The organism is Shinella sp. G-2, from assembly GCF_050172695.1.
GTDB lineage: Bacteria > Pseudomonadota > Alphaproteobacteria > Rhizobiales > Rhizobiaceae > Shinella.
This window is the reverse complement of record NZ_JBBEYH010000039.1, coordinates 1-20,327: the sequence shown is the minus strand read 5'-3', so window position 1 is coordinate 20,327 and position 20,327 is coordinate 1. Positions and strand designations below refer to the sequence as shown.

The 20,327-nt window shown below is 65.5% G+C and carries 20 protein-coding genes; 11 read left to right on the top strand and 9 right to left on the bottom strand.

What is annotated here, in order from left to right:
- Position 1 precedes the first annotated feature (1 nt).
- Positions 2 to 610: a flavin reductase family protein gene (locus V8U06_RS28105; protein WP_427143495.1), complete on the top strand. Its 609-nt coding sequence runs from the start codon at positions 2 to 4 to the stop codon at positions 608 to 610.
- 65 nt (positions 611 to 675) lie between these two features.
- Here V8U06_RS28105 and V8U06_RS28100 read toward each other — a convergent pair whose 3' ends face one another.
- A complete protein-coding gene (locus tag V8U06_RS28100; RefSeq protein WP_427143487.1) occupies positions 676 to 1,557 on the bottom strand; it encodes a LysR substrate-binding domain-containing protein in 882 nt (293 codons plus the stop codon).
- 116 nt (positions 1,558 to 1,673) lie between these two features.
- Between V8U06_RS28100 and V8U06_RS28095 the strand changes: the two genes are divergently transcribed.
- From V8U06_RS28095 to V8U06_RS28085, 3 genes are all read left to right on the top strand, one after another.
- Entirely contained in the window at positions 1,674 to 2,378 is a 705-nt protein-coding gene (locus tag V8U06_RS28095; protein ID WP_427143486.1) for an SDR family oxidoreductase, read from the top strand.
- A 132-nt stretch (positions 2,379 to 2,510) separates the two neighbouring features.
- Entirely contained in the window at positions 2,511 to 2,795 is a 285-nt protein-coding gene (locus tag V8U06_RS28090; protein WP_226919062.1) for a DUF1330 domain-containing protein, read from the top strand.
- 10 nt (positions 2,796 to 2,805) lie between these two features.
- Positions 2,806 to 3,378 (top strand): pyridoxamine 5'-phosphate oxidase family protein, encoded by a 573-nt coding sequence (locus V8U06_RS28085; RefSeq protein ID WP_427143485.1) that lies wholly within the window; start codon positions 2,806 to 2,808, stop codon positions 3,376 to 3,378.
- Between the two features lie 52 nt (positions 3,379 to 3,430).
- Here the strand turns inward: V8U06_RS28085 and V8U06_RS28080 are convergent, their stop codons facing one another.
- Positions 3,431 to 4,030 (bottom strand): hypothetical protein, encoded by a 600-nt coding sequence (locus V8U06_RS28080; protein ID WP_427143484.1) that lies wholly within the window; start codon positions 4,028 to 4,030, stop codon positions 3,431 to 3,433.
- Between the two features lie 128 nt (positions 4,031 to 4,158).
- On the opposite strand from V8U06_RS28080, the gene V8U06_RS28075 reads away from it, so the two are divergent.
- Positions 4,159 to 5,286, top strand: coding sequence for a DUF2336 domain-containing protein (locus tag V8U06_RS28075; protein WP_427143483.1), 1,128 nt, complete (start codon positions 4,159 to 4,161; stop codon positions 5,284 to 5,286).
- A 64-nt stretch (positions 5,287 to 5,350) separates the two neighbouring features.
- Here V8U06_RS28075 and V8U06_RS28070 read toward each other — a convergent pair whose 3' ends face one another.
- Together V8U06_RS28070 and parE are read right to left on the bottom strand one after the other, a co-directional pair.
- Positions 5,351 to 5,827 (bottom strand): hypothetical protein, encoded by a 477-nt coding sequence (locus tag V8U06_RS28070; protein ID WP_427143482.1) that lies wholly within the window; start codon positions 5,825 to 5,827, stop codon positions 5,351 to 5,353.
- A gap of 70 nt (positions 5,828 to 5,897) precedes the next feature.
- Positions 5,898 to 7,958 carry a DNA topoisomerase IV subunit B gene (gene parE / locus V8U06_RS28065; protein WP_427143481.1) on the bottom strand — a complete coding sequence of 687 codons (2,061 nt, stop codon included), beginning with the start codon at positions 7,956 to 7,958 and terminating at the stop codon, positions 5,898 to 5,900.
- 207 nt (positions 7,959 to 8,165) lie between these two features.
- Between parE and V8U06_RS28060 the strand changes: the two genes are divergently transcribed.
- Entirely contained in the window at positions 8,166 to 9,050 is an 885-nt protein-coding gene (locus tag V8U06_RS28060; RefSeq protein ID WP_427143480.1) for an alpha/beta hydrolase, read from the top strand.
- A 259-nt stretch (positions 9,051 to 9,309) separates the two neighbouring features.
- On the opposite strand, the gene V8U06_RS28055 is transcribed toward V8U06_RS28060, so the two are convergent.
- Together V8U06_RS28055 and V8U06_RS28050 are read right to left on the bottom strand one after the other, a co-directional pair.
- Positions 9,310 to 9,897 (bottom strand): hypothetical protein, encoded by a 588-nt coding sequence (locus V8U06_RS28055; RefSeq protein ID WP_427143479.1) that lies wholly within the window; start codon positions 9,895 to 9,897, stop codon positions 9,310 to 9,312.
- A gap of 40 nt (positions 9,898 to 9,937) precedes the next feature.
- Entirely contained in the window at positions 9,938 to 11,518 is a 1,581-nt protein-coding gene (locus V8U06_RS28050; RefSeq protein WP_427143478.1) for a caspase family protein, read from the bottom strand.
- Between the two features lie 178 nt (positions 11,519 to 11,696).
- Between V8U06_RS28050 and tpiA the strand changes: the two genes are divergently transcribed.
- The 3 genes from tpiA (at position 11,697) to V8U06_RS28035 (ending at position 14,867) form a co-directional block, all read left to right on the top strand.
- Entirely contained in the window at positions 11,697 to 12,467 is a 771-nt protein-coding gene (gene tpiA / locus V8U06_RS28045) for a triose-phosphate isomerase (RefSeq protein WP_427143477.1), read from the top strand.
- A gap of 125 nt (positions 12,468 to 12,592) precedes the next feature.
- Complete coding sequence (secG, locus tag V8U06_RS28040; protein ID WP_427143476.1) at positions 12,593 to 13,093, top strand: preprotein translocase subunit SecG; 501 nt, start codon at positions 12,593 to 12,595, stop codon at positions 13,091 to 13,093.
- Positions 13,094 to 13,238: 145 nt separating this feature from the next.
- On the top strand, positions 13,239 to 14,867 hold the full coding sequence (locus V8U06_RS28035; RefSeq protein WP_427143475.1) for a CTP synthase: 1,629 nt from the start codon (positions 13,239 to 13,241) through the stop codon (positions 14,865 to 14,867).
- Between the two features lie 57 nt (positions 14,868 to 14,924).
- Here V8U06_RS28035 and V8U06_RS28030 read toward each other — a convergent pair whose 3' ends face one another.
- Positions 14,925 to 16,319: an MATE family efflux transporter gene (locus tag V8U06_RS28030; protein WP_427143474.1), complete on the bottom strand. Its 1,395-nt coding sequence runs from the start codon at positions 16,317 to 16,319 to the stop codon at positions 14,925 to 14,927.
- A 193-nt stretch (positions 16,320 to 16,512) separates the two neighbouring features.
- Positions 16,513 to 17,733: an MFS transporter gene (locus V8U06_RS28025; RefSeq protein WP_427143473.1), complete on the bottom strand. Its 1,221-nt coding sequence runs from the start codon at positions 17,731 to 17,733 to the stop codon at positions 16,513 to 16,515.
- Positions 17,734 to 17,851: 118 nt separating this feature from the next.
- Between V8U06_RS28025 and V8U06_RS28020 the strand changes: the two genes are divergently transcribed.
- A complete protein-coding gene (locus tag V8U06_RS28020; protein WP_427143472.1) occupies positions 17,852 to 18,439 on the top strand; it encodes a TetR/AcrR family transcriptional regulator in 588 nt (195 codons plus the stop codon).
- Between the two features lie 31 nt (positions 18,440 to 18,470).
- Here V8U06_RS28020 and V8U06_RS28015 read toward each other — a convergent pair whose 3' ends face one another.
- Complete coding sequence (locus V8U06_RS28015) at positions 18,471 to 18,896, bottom strand: BA14K family protein (RefSeq protein WP_427143471.1); 426 nt, start codon at positions 18,894 to 18,896, stop codon at positions 18,471 to 18,473.
- A gap of 283 nt (positions 18,897 to 19,179) precedes the next feature.
- Here V8U06_RS28015 and V8U06_RS28010 point away from each other — a divergent pair, with 283 nt between their 5' ends.
- Positions 19,180 to 20,154 carry a GlxA family transcriptional regulator gene (locus V8U06_RS28010; protein WP_226919078.1) on the top strand — a complete coding sequence of 325 codons (975 nt, stop codon included), beginning with the start codon at positions 19,180 to 19,182 and terminating at the stop codon, positions 20,152 to 20,154.
- The last annotated feature ends 173 nt before the right edge of the window (positions 20,155 to 20,327 follow it).

Below are 20,327 nucleotides of genomic sequence, written 5' to 3'. Positions count from 1 at the left end.
GCTGTTCTACGAGACGGCGGCAAACGCCCATGGCCTGAAGCACGATCCCTTCAAGGCCATCGTCGCGCCGCGGCCGATCGGCTGGATCGGCACGAAGGCCGGCGACGGGCGGCGCAACCTTTCGCCCTACTCGTTCTTCAACGCGATCAGCGATACGCCGAAACTGGTGATGTTCTCCTCGAGCGGTCACAAGGACAGCGTGACGAATATCGAGGAGACCGGCGTCTTCACCTGCTCCCTGGCAAGCCGGCATCTCGCCGAACGCATGAATGCAAGCTCGGCTTCCGTGCCCTATGGCGTGGACGAATTCGACCTTGCCGGGCTGACGCCGGTCACCGGGCGCCTCGTCGATGCGCCCTATGTGGGCGAGGCCTATGCGGCGCTCGAATGCCGGATGACGCAAATCCTGCGGCCGGTCGACATCGACGGGCGGGAATCCAGCAACTGGGTGGTGTTCGGCCAGGTCGTCGGCATCCATATCAGCCCGGAAATCCTGCGCGACGGTATGCTGGACATGGCCGTCGCCCGGCCGCTCGGGCGCATGGGCTACATGGACTATGCCGACGGCGGGGCGGATGTCTTCGCCATGGTGCGGCCGAAGGTGGGGTGAGGGGCGTTTGCACCTCTGTGCCGCACTGAGCGCGATAGCTGGCTGGGCGCATTTTCCGGTGATGGCTAAACCTGCATCCTCATCCAGTCCTGCAGTTTGTCGACCGCGTCGGACTTGCGATAGCGCGGCCGCACGCAATAGAAATCGGCGCGGGCGTGAAGCACGCCTTCGAAGACCTGCCTGAGCCTGCCGGCATCGATGTCGGTCGAAACGAAGGCCCGCGTTGCCATCGCGATCCCCTGTCCGGCGATCGCCGCCTCGATGGCATGGGATGTCTGTGAAAAGCTGATGCTGCGAAACAGCGCCGGATCGGCGCCGCCGAGGAAGCCGTCGATATACTCCGGCCAGAAATTATGCGCATCGTGGAGAAGCGTGTAGTGCGACAGTTCCTGTCCGTCGCCGGGCTCTGCCCCCACGGCAATCAGGCCGGGATTGCAGACAGGGATGATCTCCTGTTCGAACAGCAGTTCCGCGATCAGCCCCGTCCCGAACGGCGGGCGTCCATACCGGATAGCCAGATCGACGCCGTCTGCCTGAAAACCCGAAATCCGATCCGTTGCCAGGATATGGAGATCGAGATCGGGATGTTTTGCCCTGAAATCCGGCAGGCGCGGTATCAGCCATTTCGAGGCGAAGGTCGGCGTCGTGCTGACCGTCAGCTTGACGGGTTGCGGCTTCAGATTTGCGGTGGCGTTCGATATCAGTTCGAACGCCCGACGGATGTCGGCGATATACGCTCGTCCCTCTCCGGTGAGCGCCAGCGACTTCGGCAAGCGTTCGAACAGGGCCACGCCAAGTTCCGCTTCGAGCCCGCGAACATGCTGGGCCACGGCCCCTTGTGTCACGCCGAGTTCTTCCGCCGCCAGCCTGAAATTCAGATGGCGCGCCGCGACTTCGAAGGCTCTGAGACCATTCAACGGGGGAAGGCTGCCGATCGCATTCGTCATCGATAGTTTTTCTACTGCCAGATTTGAGGAGAACTGGTTCGTGCCCGGCCTGAAGGAATGATATCTCACCAACAATAGCCGAGCAATCGGTATGAGCTTTGAGAAGGAAGAGAGCGATGACAGTAGAAAAGGTGGCGATTATCACGGCGGGTGGCAGTGGCATGGGCGCCGAGGCGGCAAAGCGCCTCGCGGCCGATGGCTACAAGGTGTCCATCCTGTCGTCCTCCGGCAAGGGGGAAGCGCTGGCCAGGGACCTTGGCGGCATCGGCATCACCGGATCGAACCAGAGCAATGACGACCTGAAGCGGCTGGTCGATGCCACCATGGACAAGTGGGGTCGCGTCGATGTGCTGGTCAACAGCGCCGGTCATGGCCCGCGTGCGCCGATCAATGACATCACCGATGAGCAATGGCACCTTGGCATGGACACGTACTTCCTGAACGTCGTCCGGCCCGTGCGGCTGGTGACCCCGATCATGCAGGCGCAGAAGTCCGGTTCGATCGTCAATATCTCGACGGCATGGGTCTTCGAACCGACGCCGATGTTCCCGACGTCGGCCGTGTTCCGCGCCGGCCTTGCCGCCTACACGAAGATTTTTGCGGACACCTATGCCGCCGAGGGCATCCGGATCAACAATGTGCTGCCGGGCTGGATCGACAGCCTGCCCGAAGTCGAGGACCGTCGCGCCGGCGTGCCGATGGGACGTTACGGCACCAGCGCCGAGGTGGCGGCGACCATCGCCTTCCTCGCATCCGACGCTGCCGGCTACATCACGGGGCAGAGCCTCAAGGTCGACGGCGGCCTGATGCGCTCCGTCTGATCGTCCGGCAGACGACATCAGGGAGTCCTGCCCGCAAGGGCGGGACTTTCTGCCTTTGGGAGAGAGGGGCGTCATAGTCAGCGCCTCTTCGATGAGCCAGAGCATGCGCACTTCAACAGGGAGAACAACAAGATGCCCGGATACTGGATCGTGAAAGGCGGCGACGTGAAGGATGCCGAGGCCCTGAAAGCCTATAACGACATCTTCGCCACGATCGCGAAGCGTTACCGCATTGAGATCATCGCGGGCAGGAACAGGGTCGAGACCGTCGAAGGCACGCATTTCCCGCGCCAGTTTATCCTGCGCTTCGACAGCTTCGAAGCAGCCAGGACCTGCTATGAAGACCCCGAGTACCAGGCTTCGCTCGAACTTGCGGCGCGGGCATATTCCCGCGAGTTGTCGATCCTTGAGGGCTAGGGAGGACGCCGTGAACCTTGAAGACGTGGATGCTTCCGCATGGTCGAGCCTCGAAGCCGCGGCGAAAGACCCTCAATCCGGCTTCAGGTTTGTCACCCTGTGTTCCGTTGATGCTGCCGGTTACCCACAGGCCCGCACGGTCGTGCTGAGACGCGCGGACAGGGCGGAACGGCTTCTCGAAATCCATACGGATATACGCACGCCGAAATGGCGCGAATTGTCCGGCAATCCCGTCGCCACCGTGCTCGGCTTCTGCCCATCGACGCGCGTTCAACTCCGTCTCCTCGGCGTTGCCTGTCTTCACCCGCCTGGCAGCGATCTGGCCGAGAGGGCATGGAATGAACTGTCCGCCTGGACCCGAAGCACCTATGCGGGCGGCCCGCCGGGCGACGAGGCGAGGGACGGCGAGCCCCGGCTCGCCGACGGGAGCACCGAAGCCGATGGAAAGGCGCACTTCGGCGTCATAACGCTTCGCGCCGAAACCCTGGACTGGTTCGAGCTGCGGCGCGCCGACAACCGGCGCGCCCTCGTTCAGTATGATCAGGGCGGCGCGCTCACCGCCGCCCGCTGGATAAACCCCTGATCGCCTATGCGTGTGGGAGACGAGAGCGGCGCCGGCGACAATGCGTCGATCGCTACGCCCTCGCGTAGAGGGCCTCGATGATCAGAATCTGGGCCGCGTCTGCGGCGATGCGGCCGAAGAAGCCGTCGTCGCGAGAGCGTTTGCAGGACCGGGCGAAATCACCTTCCCCGGCACTCCATGGCGAATCGTAGGCCGGCACACCCGCCATCGCTGCCGTGAGCAGCGTTGCGGCGCGGGCGGCGGCGAAGGCGCTAGTCCAGTCGCCATCTTCGGTGAAGGCGCTGCTGGTGCCGAGTACGCGGGTGAGAGTCCCCTGGTCCCAGGCCACGCCGATCAGCCGGGCGGATTTGCCGGCGAGGCTTTGCGGGGAGGCCGGGCCGGGAAGGATGCCGTCCGTCAGGGCGAGAATGGCGGTGCTGCCTTCGGGACGGTCCTCTTCGGCTTCGGCGACGGAGAGCAGTGTTGCCATGCGCTGCAGGTCGGCGCCGGTGCGGCAGCCGGCAAGGGCGACCGTCGTCGCGCCGGCGGCAAGGGCCTGGCGGAGGGCAGGGATGGTCGAATCGGGCTCGACAAGCGCGATGCCGCCGCGTGGATGCGCCGGGTCCGGCCGGCCGGGGGCGGGAATGAGGAGGGCGCGGGGCAGTGGTTTCATGCCTCTTCTTAGGCGCTTGCCCGCATCCCTGGCAATGACCGGCGGGTTAACGGACATGGTGAACCAATCTTAAACACTTTGCCGCTAGCGTGTGGACAGTAGCGTATGGCAGGCGTTTGGGGCGTCCATTGATCGTTCATGCATTTCTTCGTTGGGTCGAGACCGCGCGCGCTGCCGACAGGGCGAAGGCGGCAAGCGTGCTGGCAAGGGCCTATGCCCGGGCGCGCATCGCCCCGGACGACCGGCATGCCGCTGAAATGGCGATGATCTTCCTGCTCGACGATCCGGCGCCGAAGGTGCGGCTTGCCCTGGCGGAGGCGCTGGCCGAATGCGGTGACGCGCCGCGCGCCGTCATCCTGCCGCTGGCCGAAGACCAGCCGGAAATCGCCGCCCACATCATCCTGTGCTCCTCGCTTTTGACCGATGCCGACCTTGTCGATCTCGCGGCCAAGGGCAGCGAGACAACGCGCATGCTGATCGCGCATCGCGCCTTCGTTTCGCGGCCGGTTTCGGCGGCACTGGCGGAGATCGGCGACGTGCCTGACGTGGTGGCTCTTCTGGAAAACGAGGGCGCGGCCTTTTCCCGCCGCAGCCTTGCGCGCATTGCCGAGCGGCTCGGCGACGACGCGGAAATCCGCGCGCTGCTGCTCGACCGCGAAGACCTGCCGAGCGATGCGCGCCATGGGCTGGTGGAAAAGATCGGCACCGCGCTTGCCGGCTTCGGGCTGATCCAGGCCGCCGTCGGCATGGGGCGCGTCGAGCGCATCACGCGGGAAGCCTGCGACGTTGCGGCGATCCGCATGGCGGGCGACGTGATGCCGGGGGAAATGCCGCAACTGGTGGAGCATCTGCGCGTCTGCGGCCGGCTGACGCCGGTGTTCCTGATGCATGCGCTCTGCACCGGCCGCGTCGAGTTCTTCGCCGCGGCCATCACCAATCTTTCCGGGCAGGCGGAGCCGCGTGTGCGGTCCATCCTGTCCGATGGCCGCGAGGCGGCCGTACGCGCGCTCTATGAAACCGCCGGTCTCGGCCGCGATATCAGTGCCCTATTTGCCGAGGCGACGATGCTCTGGCGAAACGAGGCGAAGGGTGGGGACGGGCTGCTGTCGGTCTCCGAACGGCTTCTGGCGCGCGCTCGCGCGGCGGACAATGCTTCCTGCCGATCCATGCTGGAACTGGTCGAGCGTCTTGCCATTGCCGAGCAGCGCCAGACCGCCCGCAGCTACGCGTTCATCGCCGCGCGGGAAGCCGCCTGACACCCGCCTTTGTCGCACGATCCGGCGCCGAAGCGATGCCGCTTCGGCTGGACATGCGCAGGCTTCAGTCGGCGAAGCGCTTCACCACCCAGGAATAGCCATCCTCGGCATAACGCACCGGCGTGGTGACGGCGGCCTTCAACGACGCCGCGTCGGGAATCGCCTTCTTCACGAAATTCAGCGTCCGCGCGGCAAGGCCCTGCTTGACCTCCTCGGTCGCGTCGGGAACCGGGATTTCGGCCTCTGCCATGGTTTCCGACGGGGCCACTTCGACCGGCTTTGAGTCGGCCGTCTTCGACTCAGCCTGGGTCGCTTCGGGGGCGGGCTTGGCGATGTCGGCGGTCATGCGGTTGCCGACGCTTTCGCAGACGGCGACGATGACCGGATAGTTCCGGTCCTGATGGCGGTTGATATAGGTCTCGGCCTGCGCGTCGCACAGCGACACCGTCTGCCAACTCCTGTCGACCGTGTCGATATAGTGGCACTGGGTCGCGCTGTCGTCGCAGCCCATGATCGTCATGACGATGAGCGCAGCTTTCATGGCCGTCCTTTCCGCGTTGGATGGTGCCGGTTAGAGGCCGGCATTGCCGCGAAAATATGGCGGCAAGGCCTCAGATATCGAGGTTGTCGGCGAAGACGGCACGGTCCTGGATGAAGCGGAAACGCGCCTCCGGCTTGGTGCCCATCAGGTCGTCCACCGCCGTGCGCGTGCCCTCGAAGTCGACGTCGTCGATCGCCACCTTCAACAGCGTGCGCTTGGACGGATCCATCGTCGTTTCCTTGAGCTGCGCGGGCAGCATCTCGCCGAGACCCTTGAAGCGGCCGATTTCCACCTTGCCGCGGCCGGTGAACTCGGTGCGCATCAGCTCCTCGCGGTGCGGATCGTCGCGCGCATAGAGCGTCTTGCCGCCCTGGCTGAGGCGGTAGAGCGGCGGCACGGCGAGATAGAGATGGCCGCCGCGGATGAGGTCGGGCATTTCCTGGTAGAAGAAGGTGATGAGCAGCGAGGCGATATGCGCGCCGTCGACGTCGGCGTCGGTCATGACGATGACGCGCTCGTAACGCAGGTCCTCGTCGCGGTACTTCGAGCGCGTGCCGCAGCCGAGCGCCTGCACCAGATCGGAAATCTGCTGGTTCGCCCCGAGTTTCTCGCGGCCGGCGCTGGCGACGTTGAGGATCTTGCCGCGCAGCGGCAGGATGGCCTGGTTGGCGCGGTTGCGCGCCTGCTTGGCGGAGCCGCCGGCCGAATCGCCCTCGACGATGAAGAGTTCGGCGCCTTCGGCGGAATTCTGCGAGCAGTCGGCCAGCTTGCCGGGCAGGCGCAGCTTGCGCACGGCCGTCTTGCGGCTGACTTCCTTTTCCTTGCGGCGGCGCAGGCGTTCTTCCGCGCGCTCGATCACCCATTCCAGCAGCTTGGCGGCCTCGGCCGGGTTGTCGGCGAGATAGTGGTCGAAGGGGTCGCGCAGGGCGTTTTCGACGATGCGCTGGGCCTCCACCGTCGCCAGCTTGTCCTTCGTCTGGCCGACGAATTCCGGCTCGCGGATGAAGACCGAGAGCATGCCGACCGCCGAGATCATCACGTCGTCGGTGGTGATCGCGGCGGCGCGCTTGTTCTGCGTCAGCTCGGCATAGTTCTTCAGGCCCTTGGTGAGGGCGATGCGAAGACCGGCCTCGTGCGTACCGCCGTCGGCCGTCGGGATGGTGTTGCAATAGGAGTGGATCAGCGAATCGCCGCCATACCAGGTGACGGCCCATTCCAGCGAACCGTGACCGCCCGACTTCTCGCTCTTGCCGGCGAAGATCTCGCGCGTGACGGTGTATTCCTTGCCGAGCGTCGCCTGCAAATAATCCTTGAGGCCGCCAGGGAAGTGGAAGACGGCCTTTTCCGGCGTCTCCGATCCCTCGGGCAGCAGGGACGGATCGCAGCTCCAGCGGATTTCGACGCCGCCGAAGAGATAGGCTTTCGAGCGGGCCATGCGGAAGACGCGGGCCGGGTCGAAGCGCGCATGCGCGCCGAAGATGTCCGGGTCGGGATGGAAGCGCACCCGCGTGCCGCGGCGGTTGTGCACGTCGCCGAGTTCTTCCAGCGGACCCTGCGGCTTGCCGCGCGAAAAGCGCTGGCGGTAGAGCTTCTTGTTGCGGGCGACCTCGACTTCGAGCTGGTCGGAGAGCGCGTTGACGACCGAGACGCCGACGCCGTGCAGACCGCCCGATGTCTCATAGGCCTTGCCGTCGAACTTGCCGCCGGCATGCAGCACCGTGAGAATGACTTCCAGTGTCGACTTGCCTGGCATCTGCGGGTGGTTTTCCACCGGGATGCCGCGGCCGTTGTCGGTGACGGTCAGGAAGCCCTCTGCATCGAGATTGACCTCGATGAAATTGGCATGGCCCGCGACGGCCTCGTCCATCGAGTTGTCGATGACTTCTGCGAAGAGATGGTGCAGCGCCTTCTCGTCCGTGCCGCCGATATACATGCCGGGGCGCATACGCACGGGCTCGAGGCCCTCGAGCACGCGGATGGCCGAGGCATCGTAACCGCCGGTGCCTTCGCTGGGCGGCGCGGGGCGCGCTTCTGCGGCCGGGGCCGGAGCGGGCTTTTCCTGCGGCGCGGCGGGTTCCCGGGCGGGCTCGGAGGGCATATTGGCGAAAAGGTCGTTGTTGTCGTCTTGCATGGGCCGTTCAGAGTTTGTTCCGGTTGCCGGTTCTGCCCGCCGATCCCAAGGGATCGAGCCTGGGCGTCATCGGAGCGTCGGCGAATCACGGGCGACTCTGCCAGATTTCGTGGGTTTTCGCGATGCCGGGCACACCGGTCGCTGACGGAGGATTGCGTTGCGCGCGGGCGGATGGCAAGTATCGCCACCGCAAGGGAGCGCCAGTTCATGCCTCAGTCCACAGTTCATTGCCTGCGCCGGCTGGTTTTGGCCGCGCTTTTTGCCGGTTTTGCGGCGAACGAGGCCGCCGCACTGACGCTGAAGCCCTGGAAGGACGACCTGTTTTCCTATGGCCAGGTGGTCGAGACCGCCGATGGCGGGGCGCTGCGCGTCGTGGACTATCAGGAAATGCGCGACATCAACGGGCGCGACCAGGTGCCGGAGCGTCGCGTGAAATCGGCCTATGTCTCGACGGCGGTGAAGAAGGCGCAGGCGAACCTGACGATCGACACGCCGGCCGGGCCGATCGACGTGGCGATGACCGGCAAGCGCGAGGGCGCGGCCTTCACCGTCATCTTCATCCACGGCCGTGGCGGCGACCGGCGGCTCGGTAACAACGACTGGAATTTCGGCGGCAATTTCAACCGCCTGAAGAACCTCGCCGTACAGAATGGCGGCGCCTACTATGCGCCGAGCGTGCCGTCCTTCGACGATGCGGGCGCGGCGCGGGTGTCCGGCCTCATCCTGACGGCCAAGGCGCTTTCGCCCGACAAGCCCGTCATCCTCGCCTGCGCCTCGATGGGCAGCTTCATCTGCGCCCGCGTGGTGCGCGACGCGGCGGCGGTGAAAAGCCTTTCCGGCATGGTGCTGATGGGCGGGGCGGCGGATGGCGACTATGCCAAGACGCCCGCCTTCAAGGCGAAGCTGCCGGTCTTCTTCACCCATGGCGACAGCGACAGCGTCTATGCCGCCAATGACCAGATCGCCGTCTTCCGAAAGCTGCTGAAGGCCGGAATTCCCACGCAGTTCGTGCTGTTCCAGACAGGCGGTCATGGCACACCCGTGCGCATGACCGACTGGCGGGAAACGCTGAACTGGATTCTGGCGCGCTAAGCGACGCCGCTCCGGCCGGAAATGCTGGTCTCTTGTTTGCCCGCATTATCCGACGCCGAAGCAAAAAGCTTCGGCTGGAAATGCTGGTCTCTTGTTTGCCCGCATTATCCGACGCCGAAGCATAAAGCTTCGGCTGGAAATGCTGGTCTCCTGTTTGTCGCATTGTCCGACGCCGAAGCAAAACGCTTCGGCTGGAAATGCTGGTCCCTTGTTTGTCGCATTGTCCGGCGCCGAAGCAAAAAGCTTCGGCTGGAAATGCTTACGAGCGCAGCAGGACCTTCGTCGAGCCGATGGCTGTCGCGATCTGCTGGTAGTGGGCGGCGCGCTTCTCCGAGTTCTCGCCGGCGCGCAGCAGCTTCGTCTCGGCTTCCTCGATGATCTTGGTGGCTTCCGCCATGGCTTCGGCAAGCTCTTCGCGCTTGACGGCCTTGTAGGTGCGGTTCGCGGCGATGCGGGCGTTGCCGCTCGATTTCTTTTCTTCCGCCGCCGGGTCGGCATGCTTGCGCTGGACCTCGCCGAGCTTGGCGGCGGCTTCTGCGATGATGGCGCGCGCCGGGGCATAGTCGCCCGATTCGGGAATGCGCTGCGCGACCTCGATCAGGCCCTTGCGCAGGCAGTCGATGCGGTAGCGGGGATCGAGATCGGCGCATTCGTTGCGCACGGCATCGACGTTGCGCGTGATGGCGGTCGTTTCATAGTCGCTGAGGCTTGGCCTGGAGCGGGGATAGGAGTTTTCTTCGTGGGTGCCTGAATGCGTGCCGCCGCCGGGGGTCGTTTGACCATAGGCCGTGCCGACAGGCGCCAGCGCCATGGCCAATGCGACGACGGTCGCGGATGCGCGTGTCATTCCGTGTTTTTCTGAATGCATGATAGTCCCCCTGTTTTGATTAATCGGTGCGGCCGAATGCGATCCTCATGCTGCGCTGCGTGCCGGAACCGATCTGGCCATCGAGGGCGCCGGCATAGAAATTGTTCTTGTAAAGCTGCGCCTGCAGCGCGCGGCGGGTCTCGGGCTTGAACATGGTCGGGCGCGACGTGAGCTGGTCCAGCACATCCTCCACCCCCGAGCGCAGGGCCGCATAGAGATAGGCGGCGGCATCCTCGGGCGTCTTGCCCGGCACGAGCCCGTCGTCGATCAGCGCGGCGACGTTGAACATGGCCTGCGGGTGGCGCAGGTCGGCAGCCTTGATGAAGAGGTCGACGGCCTTCTTCGGATCGCGCGCCAGCCCCTCGGCGCCCTGATAATAGAGGAAGCCGAGATCGTTGATGGCGTCGGCGAAACCCAGATCGGCGGACTGGCGGTAGAGTTTCAGGGCCTCGGGCACGTTCTGCGCCGTGCCGATGCCTTTCTCATAGAGTTTGCCGAGTTCGAACATGGCCTCCGCATCGCCCGCGTCCGCCGCCTTCTTGAAGAGTTCGAAGGCCTTCGCCGGCTCGAACTTCTTGGTGTCGGGCGAGAGCGCCATGTAGCCGAGGCCGATCATGGCGCGGGTGTTGCCTTCCTCGGCAAGGCTTGCAAGCTGCACGGCCTGTTCCGGCTTCAGCGCCTGCCATTGGCCCGCCTTGTCGGCGATGTCGGCGACCGCCTCGTCCTCGCCGGCAAGGAAGAACGGCGCGCCCGAGAGCGAGCCGTAGAAATGCGGCTGCTGGCGGTTGCCGGTCTCGGCCATCACGCGGTCGCGGATCTGGCGGAAGACGAGACCGATCTCGATATTCGGGCGCGGCAGGTTTTCGAGGATCGCGGTGGCGAAGGGGCTGTGGTCGCCGTCGCCGTCGAGCGCGACCTTGCCGCCCTCGGCCGCATAGATCACCAGCATGCCCTGCGAGGGGTCCGGCGCGGAGAGGCCGTCGCCGCCGAGCGCCGCGTTCTGCGTGGCTTGCACGCCGCCGCTTGCCGCCGCAAGGCCGCGCGCGGCGACGGCGGGGAAGGGGTTGTTGCGGCAGGAATCGAGGATGACGATGCGCAGCTTGCGCGCATGGGCGACGCTGCCCAGCACCGTGGTGAGGCTGACGGCCTGTTCGGGAACCCTCGAGGGATCGTCGACCTTGATGTCGATGGGGATGAGGTAGTTCTCGCCGGCCGCCTCCACGCCGTGGCCGGCATAATAGACCATGGCGATATCGGCCGTTTCCGACCGGCGCGAGAAGGCGGCGATGGTGTCCTTCATCTGGGCGAGAGGGACGTCGATGGCAAGGTCGACCACGAAGCCGAGGCGCTCCAGCATGGCGGCGACGGCGCGCGCGTCCGACTCGGTGTTGCGCAGCGGCGATATGGAGGTGTAGGCGCCCATGCCGATGACCAGCGCCATGCGTCTTGCGCCGACCTCGGGGGAAGCCTGCGTTTCCTCGGCCGTCACGCGGCCGACCGCGGTCTTGATCGGCATCAGGCCGCGCGTCTGCTGTTCGCCGGCGCTATCCTGCGCGCCGACGCCTCCGGCAAGCAGAAATGCCGTCAGGGTCGCTGCCATAAAGTATCGTGAGGGAAGCATGAGCCCCATCCATCCTTCCTCGAACGCTTCTTCGCGTGCGCATATTACGTTTCAGGCGGAAAGAATATTCGAGTCGTGGCGCCATAAACGCATCTTTTCTTGCCGCCGTCGATTTGCTACGCCGCTTGCGGATGGACATTTAAGGATGGAGAGGCCCATGACCCCGGACGTTACACCGCTCGTCGCCGGAAACTGGAAGATGAACGGCACGCGCGCATCGCTGGACCAGATCAAGGCGATGGCCGAAGGCGTGAAGGGGCCGCTCTCGGCAAAGGTCGAAACGCTGATCTGCCCGCCCGCCACGCTGCTCTATGTCGCCACCGCGCTGTGCGACGACAGCCCGCTGAAGATCGGTGCGCAGGATTGCCATGAGAAGGCGTCCGGCGCGCATACCGGCGACATCTCCGCCGAGATGATCGCCGACTGCTTCGGCACCCATGTCATCGTCGGCCATTCCGAGCGCCGCACGGACCACGAGGAGAGCGACGCGCTGGTGCGCGCCAAGGCCGAGATCGCCCATCAGAACGACCTCGTCGCCATCGTCTGCATCGGCGAGACCGGCGACGAGCGCAAGGCCGGCAAGACGCTCGACGTCCTGAAAGCGCAGCTTGCCGGTTCCGTGCCGGATGGCGCGACGGCGGAAAACACCGTGATCGCCTATGAGCCCGTCTGGGCCATCGGCACGGGCCTGACGCCGACGGCGGCGGACGTGGAGGAGGCCCATGCCTTCATGCGCGCCGAACTGACCGCGCGCTTTGCCGGCGAGGGCGCCACGATGCGCATTCTCTATGGCGGTTCGGTCAAGCCCGGCAATGCCCGGGAACTGATGGGCGTCGCCAATGTCGACGGCGCGCTGATCGGCGGGGCAAGCTTGAAATCGGACGATTTCCTTGCCATCTACCGCGCATATGAAGCGTTGACCGCCTGAGGCTTTCTTCGCCTGCCCGCAAAAGGGCGGGCGGATTGGCCGGTAAGGGCTTGGAATGGCGCACGGCTTGGTATATTGAGCCGCAAACCTGAAAATGTGGGCCGTCTGGCCGGGACCTTGAAAACATGCAGACCATCTTGCTCGTCATCTATCTCATGGTCGTCGTCGCGCTGATCGGCGTCGTGCTGATCCAGCGGTCTGAAGGCGGCGGCCTCGGCATCGGCGGCGGCTCCGGCTTCATGTCGGCCCGCGGCACGGCCAATGCGCTGACGCGCACGACGGCGATCCTCGCCACGCTGTTCTTCGTCCTGGCGCTCGGCATGGGCATTCTCGCCCGTTACGAAACGCAGCCGACGGACATTCTCGACCGTATCCCCGGCACGACCGGCACCGGCGGCGTTCTCGACGCACTCGGCGGCGGCGAGCAGACTCAGGGCACCGAGAACAACACGAACCAGACGCCTGCGACGACCGGCACCGATGCCGTTCCGACCGAAGGCGGCGCGGCGACCGGTAACACGGACGCCGGCAACGCGACCACGGGTTCCGGCACCGCAACGACGGGCACCGGTACGGGTGGCGCGACGGGTACCGGCGGCAACGCCGGCGTCCCGAGCGGCCAGTAAGCCGCAGAAACGAAAACAAACCGGCCGGTTGGGTAAAACCAACCGGCCTTCTTCTGTGTAAAACGCCGATTGCGACTTCCGAAATCACGCCCAAGGTGATTTTTCGGTGGCGGAATCGATTTTGAAAAGGTATCCGGTGACTCCCATGGCGCGATATGTATTCATCACTGGCGGCGTGGTTTCTTCCCTCGGAAAAGGCATCGCAGCCGCTGCACTCGGAGCTCTCCTTCAGGCCCGCGGTTACCGCGTACGCCTGCGGAAGCTGGACCCCTATCTCAACGTCGACCCGGGCACCATGAGCCCGACGCAGCACGGCGAAGTCTTCGTCACCGACGACGGGGCGGAAACCGACCTCGACCTCGGCCACTACGAGCGCTTCACCGGCCGCTCGGCCACCAAGACCGACAACATCACCACCGGTCGCATCTACAAGAACATCATCGACAAGGAACGCCGCGGCGACTATCTCGGCGCGACCGTGCAGGTCATTCCGCACGTCACCAACGAGATCAAGAACTTCGTCACCGAAGGCAATGACGATTACGACTTCGTGCTCTGCGAGATCGGCGGCACGGTGGGCGATATCGAGGCGATGCCCTTCATGGAGGCGATCCGCCAGCTCGGCAACGACCTGCCGCGCGGCACGGCCGTCTATGTTCACCTGACGCTGATGCCCTATATCCCGGCCGCCGGCGAGCTGAAGACCAAGCCGACGCAGCACTCCGTCAAGGAACTGCAGGCGCTCGGCATCCACCCGGACATCCTTCTCGTGCGCGCCGACCGGGAAATCCCGGAGGCGGAACGCAAGAAGCTCTCGCTGTTCTGCAACGTGCGCCCGTCCGCCGTCATCCAGGCCCTCGACGTGGCCTCGATCTACGACGTGCCGCTCGCCTATCACAAGGAAGGCCTCGACGACGAAGTGCTCGCCGCCTTCGGCATCGAGCCGGCGCCGAAGCCGCGCCTGGAAGCCTGGCAGAACGTTTCCGATCGCATCAAGACGCCCGAGGGCGAGGTGACGATCGCCATCGTCGGCAAGTACACCGGCCTCAAGGACGCCTACAAGTCGCTGATCGAGGCGCTGTATCACGGCGGCATCGCCAACCACGTCAAGGTCAAGCTCGAGTGGATCGAGTCGGAGATCTTCGAGAAGGAAGATCCGGCGCCGTATCTGGAGAAGGTGCACGGCATCCTCGTTCCCGGCGGCTTCGGCGAGCGCGGCTCGGAAGGCAAGATCAACGCGGCGCGTTTTGCCCGCGAGCGCAAGGTGCCCTATTTCGGCATCTGCTTCGGCATGCAGATGGCCGTGGTGGAAGCGGCCCGCAATCTCGCCGGAATCACCAAGGCCTCGTCCACCGAATTCGGCAAGACCGCCGAGCCGGTCGTCGGCCTGATGACCGAATGGGTGAAGGGCAACGAGCTGGAAAAGCGTTCCGTTGCCGGCGACCTCGGCGGCACGATGCGCCTCGGCGCCTATCGCGCGGCGCTGAAGGGCGGCACGAAGATCGCCGATATCTACGGTTCGACGGAGATTTCCGAACGCCATCGCCACCGCTATGAAGTGAACGTCGACTACAAGGGCAAGCTGGAAAGCTGTGGCCTCGTCTTCTCCGGCATGTCGCCGGACGGCCTGCTGCCGGAGACGGTGGAATATCCCGACCATCCGTGGTTCATCGGCGTGCAGTATCACCCGGAGCTGAAGAGCCGTCCGCTCGACCCGCACCCGCTCTTCGCGAGCTTCGTGGAAGCGGCGCTGGAGCAGAGCCGTCTGGTCTGACAACGACCAGCGATCCCAAGAAAGCCGCCCGGTTCCGCCGGGCGGCTTTTTTGGTTTTCAGGCTGGGTCTCGGGCGAACAATCTCCAGCGCAGGCCATGCCGCCGCGCCGTTTGCCGCAGGACGGCGAGGGTGAGGGCGAAGAGCAGGAGATCGGCGGCCGGCATCGCGTACCAGAGGCCACCTTCGCCGAGGCGCGCCGTCAAGCCGGCGACGAGCGGCAGGGTGAAAAGATAGGGTTTCGCAAGGCCGAGCACCGCCGCGCGGCGGGCATCGCCCGTCGCCTGGAAGTACCCGCCTATCACCATCAGCGGACCGGACAGCACGTAGAGCGCCGTCATGACCGGCATGATGCGGGCAACGGCGGCGATGACCGCCGCGTCCCCGACGAAGAGCGCGCCGATATCGGCCGGGAAGACGGCAAGCGCGATCTCGACGAGAAGGCAATAGGCAAGGACCGTCATCAGGCCGAGGCGGAGGGTGTCGTCGGCGCGTCGCCGCAAGCCTGCGCCACGGTTCTGGCCGAGGATCACCTGAACGGCCTGGCTCATGCCGAGCAGCGGGAGATAGGCGAAGGTGAGGATGCGCGTGACGATGCCATAGGCCGAAACCAGCGTGGCATAGGCCCCACCCGCCGAATAGTGCAGCGCTGCGATGACGGCGGCAGAAACGAGGGCGAGGCCGATGAAGCCGAGGCTTTGCGGTGCGCCGAGCGCGAGGATGGCGCGGGCAGCCTGGCGGAAGGCCGGTGGCCACGCCAGGGCGTCTTTCAAGCGGAGGGGCGTTCGCCCGCTTGCCCGGAAGAGGGCGAGACCGCTGAGCGCCAACCCCTGGGCAAGCACCGTACCGAAGGCGGAGCCGGCGACGCCCATATCGAACCGCACGATCAGCAGGACGTTGAAGAGGAGGTTGGCGAGCGAGATGGCGAGGCTCGCCACCGCCATCAGCCCGGCCCGCCCCTCGCAGCGCAGGGCATCGACATTGATCGCCAGGAGAAGCTGGACGGGCGAGAAGACGGCGACGATGGACATGTAGGCATAGGCCATGTCGCCGAGGCCGGGCGCGCCGTTGGCAATGCCGGCGACGAGCAAATGGCCGACAGCCAGGAAGCCGGCGATGAAGGCCGCGCTTACGGCGAGCGCCAGCCAATGGGCGGTCGCAAAGATCGTGCGGGCGGAGGCGAGATCGCTGCCGCCGAGCGCGCGGGCAAGTCCGCTCGCCATGCCGCTGCCGACGAGCGTCGCGACGGCGACGAGCAGCATGAAGAGGGGAAAGACCGCCGTCACCGCGGCGACCGCCTGCGGCCCGACATAGAGGCCGAGCATGACCGCATCCATGACGGTCAGAAGACCGTTCATGCTCATGACGAAGACGATCGGCGCGGCCGTCTTCAGGAAAAGCGCGCCAAGCGGCGCGCTCAGAAAAGGGTTCGAATGGGGTCTGTCGTGCGACATCCCGCTCTCCTCATCGGCGCATTTCGTCAGGAAGGGAGGGGCTCGCATTGCCTGCCGCACGAAATGCTTCGAGGGTCGGGGACATTTTCAAGGCAGATTTCACCGGGACTTTCGTCTGCGAGCGGCAGGCATCTGCGACCTTGCCTCGCTCGTAATGCGATGAGGCGCGGCAGTCAAGCCGCGCCCCATGGCTTCATTCCGCGGCCTGCGGCAGCGGGCAGGCGTCGTCGCAGGTCTCCCCGGCAAGCGTGCCCTGGCCGAGGCCGATGGTGAGCACGGCGGCAAGGCCGGCGGCGACGGAGACCCAGAAGCCGTTCTGCGCGCCGAACGTATCGACCACCCAGCCGGCGACGAAGGCGCCCAGCGCCATGCCGATGCCGATGCCGGTCGTGACCCAGGTGACGCCTTCCGTCAGCATGGCGGCCGGCACGCGGCGTTCGACGAGGCCGAAGGCGGTGATGAAGGTGGGCGAGATCGCGATGCCGCTGAGGAAGACGGCGGCGGCGAGCAGCGGCACCGTGCCGGCGAAGGGGAGCGGCAGGGCGGTGAGGGCGAGCACCACGACGGCGATCATCAACTGCTTGTGCAGCGCCATTCTCGGGTTCAGCGCGCCGAGGATGAGGCCGACGACGAATGAGCCGACGGCATAGACGCCGATGACGAGGCTGGCGGCATTGGGCTGGCCGAGGTCCTTGGTGATCGCGACGGCGCTGACCTCGGCGGTGGCGAAGGTGGAGCCGACGAAGATGAGGGCCAGCGTGATGACCTGCACCGGGCGCAGGCGGATCGCCGATTTCTGTGCCGGGCTGCCGGCGACATGGCGCACGGTCGGTTCGGTGGCGCGCTGGAGCACGAAGGCGAAGGTGCCGACGGCAAGGAAGAGCGTGCTTGCCAGCATGCCGGCTTCCGGGAAGAGCGCGACCGCCAGGCCCACGGACAGCGACGCGCCGGCGATATAGACCAGTTCGTCGGCCGCCGATTCGAAGGCGAAGGCGGTGTTGAGTTCCGGCCGGTCGCGGAAGATTTCCGTCCAGCGGGCGCGCAGCATGGCCGGCATGCTGGGCATGGCGGCGGCAAGGAAGGCCGAGGCGAAGAGCGTCCAGACCGGCCAGTCCTGATGGGCGCTGGCGATGAGAACGAGGAAGGCGAGAACCGAGACGACGGTCGCGGGCGTCAGCACGGCCGACTGGCCGAAGCGGTCGACGAAGCGGGAAATCTGCGGGGCGATGAGCGCGTTGGTGAGGGCATAGGTCGCGGAGACGGCGCCGGCGAGCCAATATTCGCCATGGGTCTGCGACAGCATGGCGACGATGCCGATGGGCGCCATGGCGATGGGGAGGCGTGCGAGGAAACCGGCGGCCGAAAAGCCTTTCGTTCCGGGCACGCTGAAAATCTCTCGATAGGGATTGGACATGGTCTGCTCCTGCAAAGGGACGATTCCGAAATTACATACGCAGCGTATGTCGATGAGATAGTTGCATACGGAGCGTATGTCAAATAAAATACGCGGCGTATGTGAATGAGGAGACGCCATGCGCAAGCCGCGCGAGGAAATGATTGCCGAAACCCGGGCCAAGCTGATCGCCGCCGGCCGCCATGCCTTTGGCACGGTGGGCTATGCGGCGGCGTCCATGGACGATTTCACGGCCGGGGCGGGGCTGACGCGCGGTGCGCTCTACCACCATTTCGGCGACAAGAAGGGGCTGCTTCAGGCCGTCATCCGCGAGATCGACGCGGAAATGACCGCGCGCCTCAACCGCATCTCGGCTGCGGCGCCCAATCGCTGGCAGGGTTTCGTCGATGAATGCGTCGCCTATATCGAGATGGCGCTGGAGCCCGAAATCCAGCGCATCATGTTTCGCGACGGGCCTGCGGTGCTCGGCGACATCTCGCAATGGCCGACGAACAACGGCTGCATCGCGGCGCTGAGCCGGAGCATCGAGCAGTTGAAGGCCGATGGCATGATGGCGGATATCGATACGGAAGTGGCGGCGCGTCTCATCAATGGCGCGAGCAGCCATGCGGCTCTGTGGATCGCCAATTCGGAACGACCCGAGGAAACCTCGAAACGGGCAGTCGAAGGCTTTCGCGCCTTGCTGGAAGGCCTGCGCAAAGGCTGACGGGGCCTTGCGGCCCCGTCGTGGAAGATGCTTATCGCGAATAGGGCGACAGGCAGGCCCGGCGCGGGCCGTTGTTCGGCTGGAACGTGTTGTCGTAGGCGCGGTACGAGCGGTAGCGGTTCGCGCACCAGCTGACATGCGACCCGCCAGCCTGGCGGTCGTTGGCGATCGCGCCGCCGATCGCCGCGCCAAGGCCGAAGGCGGCCAGCGGATACCACCAGCCATCCGAATGACGGCGATAGCCCGGACGGTAGTCACGATAGCCGCGATGGCCGTGCCAGCGGCGATCCATACGCCGCTCCATGCGCCGCTCGTAACGATACTGCACCTTTTCGACGGCCGACGCTTCCGGCACCGGCACACGGGCGAAGGTCACGGCCTGGGCCGGGAAGAAAGAGGTGAGGGTGACCGCGACGGAGAGCACGCCTGCGGCGATGCCTGACTTGAGCTTCAACATGGGGGGACCTTTCCTGCTTGTTTGCGGCATAACGCAAAAAGGCCGGGCGGGTTCCCTGCATTGCCGGAACGCGGCGCGCCACCGGCGGAAAATGGCAAAAAAAACGGGTTGGTCCGCCTTTCGGCTCGCCAACCCGTTCCGGTAAAATTCGGATCAGGGTGTTCGGGGTACAGGGGTTCTCACCACAATCCGGGCTGCATCTCCAGATTTCCTGTGAGGCCGATCATGCCCGAAAGCATTTTTGCCGATTGACATAAGTTGCATCTTTTTTGACAATTTCCACATGGTCAAAAAAGCCCCGCGGCAAGGGCCGCTCGATGTCACGATCGTCCTTCTGCCCGAGTCCTCGATCATGTCGCTGGCCTCGGTTCTCGATCCGATGCGTGCGGCGAACCGCGTCGTTCCGGAGCCGGTTTTCCGCTGGACGATCCTCTCGCCCCAGGGCAGGCCGGTGCTTCTGACCTGCGGGGTGGAGGTACGTGTGGACGGCGCCTTTGCCGATGTGACGAGCGGCGATGCCCTCTTTCTGATCGCCGGCTTCAACCAGGACCGCCACGCCGACCGCGCCTTCGTCGGCCGGCTCAAGAAGGTGGCGCAGCGCTTCGGTGTCGTCGCCGGTATCGAGTCGGGTTGCTGGCTGCTTGCCCGGTCCGGCCTGCTGGACGGGCGCGATGCGACCGCGCACTGGGAAGAGCTGGAGGACTTTGCCGCCGCCTTTCCCGCGCTCAACGTGCGCGCCGACCGCTTCGTCACCGACGGGCCGCTGTGGACCTCGGGCGGCGCCTCGCCGACCTTCGACATGATGCTGCATCTGGTGCGCGAACAGTTCGGCTCGGCCGTGGCGCTCGATGTGGCGAGCGTCTTCGTCTATGACGAGGTGCATTCGGCGACGGATGCGCAGCCGCTCGTCTCGCTCGGCCGGCTCGGCGAGCGCCAGCCGGATCTGGCCGCAGCCATCCGGCTGATGGAGCGCACCATCGACCGGCCGCTGACCATTGCGGCGCTCGCCCGCCGGCTCGGCTTTTCGACGCGCAAGCTGGAAACGCTCTTCACCGCCGGGCTCGGCATCGGGCCGGGCAAATATTACCTGCGCCTGCGCCTGACGGCAGCGCAGAGGCTGGTGCGCGATACCTCGCTGTCCATCCAGGATGTGGCGCTGCGCAGCGGCTTCGACAGTCTCTCGGCGTTTTCGCGCGCCTTCCGCAACCATTTCGGCGCGAGCCCGCTGAAACTGCGGGCGGAGCTGCGCGCCAGGTGACGTTCAGGACAGATATGTGAGGCCAAGCAAAAAGGCGGGCTCAGCGGCCCGCCTTTCGTGTGTCGCATGATCCAGCGCCGAAGCTATGACGCCTCGGCTGGACATGCTAGTGCAGGATCTGGCTGAGGAAGAGCCTGGTGCGCTCGTGCTGCGGATTGTCGAAGAACTCGGCC

Coding starts and splice junctions, on each gene's coding strand:
- V8U06_RS28100 (WP_427143487.1), bottom strand. CDS start 1,557: ATGACGAATGCGATCGGCAGCCTTCCCCCGTTGAATGGTCTCAGAGCC.
- V8U06_RS28095 (WP_427143486.1), top strand. CDS start 1,674: ATGACAGTAGAAAAGGTGGCGATTATCACGGCGGGTGGCAGTGGCATG.
- V8U06_RS28090 (WP_226919062.1), top strand. CDS start 2,511: ATGCCCGGATACTGGATCGTGAAAGGCGGCGACGTGAAGGATGCCGAG.
- V8U06_RS28080 (WP_427143484.1), bottom strand. CDS start 4,030: ATGAAACCACTGCCCCGCGCCCTCCTCATTCCCGCCCCCGGCCGGCCG.
- V8U06_RS28070 (WP_427143482.1), bottom strand. CDS start 5,827: ATGAAAGCTGCGCTCATCGTCATGACGATCATGGGCTGCGACGACAGC.
- parE (WP_427143481.1), bottom strand. CDS start 7,958: ATGCAAGACGACAACAACGACCTTTTCGCCAATATGCCCTCCGAGCCC.
- V8U06_RS28060 (WP_427143480.1), top strand. CDS start 8,166: ATGCCTCAGTCCACAGTTCATTGCCTGCGCCGGCTGGTTTTGGCCGCG.
- V8U06_RS28055 (WP_427143479.1), bottom strand. CDS start 9,897: ATGACACGCGCATCCGCGACCGTCGTCGCATTGGCCATGGCGCTGGCG.
- V8U06_RS28050 (WP_427143478.1), bottom strand. CDS start 11,518: ATGGCAGCGACCCTGACGGCATTTCTGCTTGCCGGAGGCGTCGGCGCG.
- tpiA (WP_427143477.1), top strand. CDS start 11,697: ATGACCCCGGACGTTACACCGCTCGTCGCCGGAAACTGGAAGATGAAC.
- secG (WP_427143476.1), top strand. CDS start 12,593: ATGCAGACCATCTTGCTCGTCATCTATCTCATGGTCGTCGTCGCGCTG.
- V8U06_RS28035 (WP_427143475.1), top strand. CDS start 13,239: ATGGCGCGATATGTATTCATCACTGGCGGCGTGGTTTCTTCCCTCGGA.
- V8U06_RS28030 (WP_427143474.1), bottom strand. CDS start 16,319: ATGTCGCACGACAGACCCCATTCGAACCCTTTTCTGAGCGCGCCGCTT.
- V8U06_RS28025 (WP_427143473.1), bottom strand. CDS start 17,733: ATGTCCAATCCCTATCGAGAGATTTTCAGCGTGCCCGGAACGAAAGGC.
- V8U06_RS28020 (WP_427143472.1), top strand. CDS start 17,852: ATGCGCAAGCCGCGCGAGGAAATGATTGCCGAAACCCGGGCCAAGCTG.
- V8U06_RS28015 (WP_427143471.1), bottom strand. CDS start 18,896: ATGTTGAAGCTCAAGTCAGGCATCGCCGCAGGCGTGCTCTCCGTCGCG.
- V8U06_RS28010 (WP_226919078.1), top strand. CDS start 19,180: ATGGTCAAAAAAGCCCCGCGGCAAGGGCCGCTCGATGTCACGATCGTC.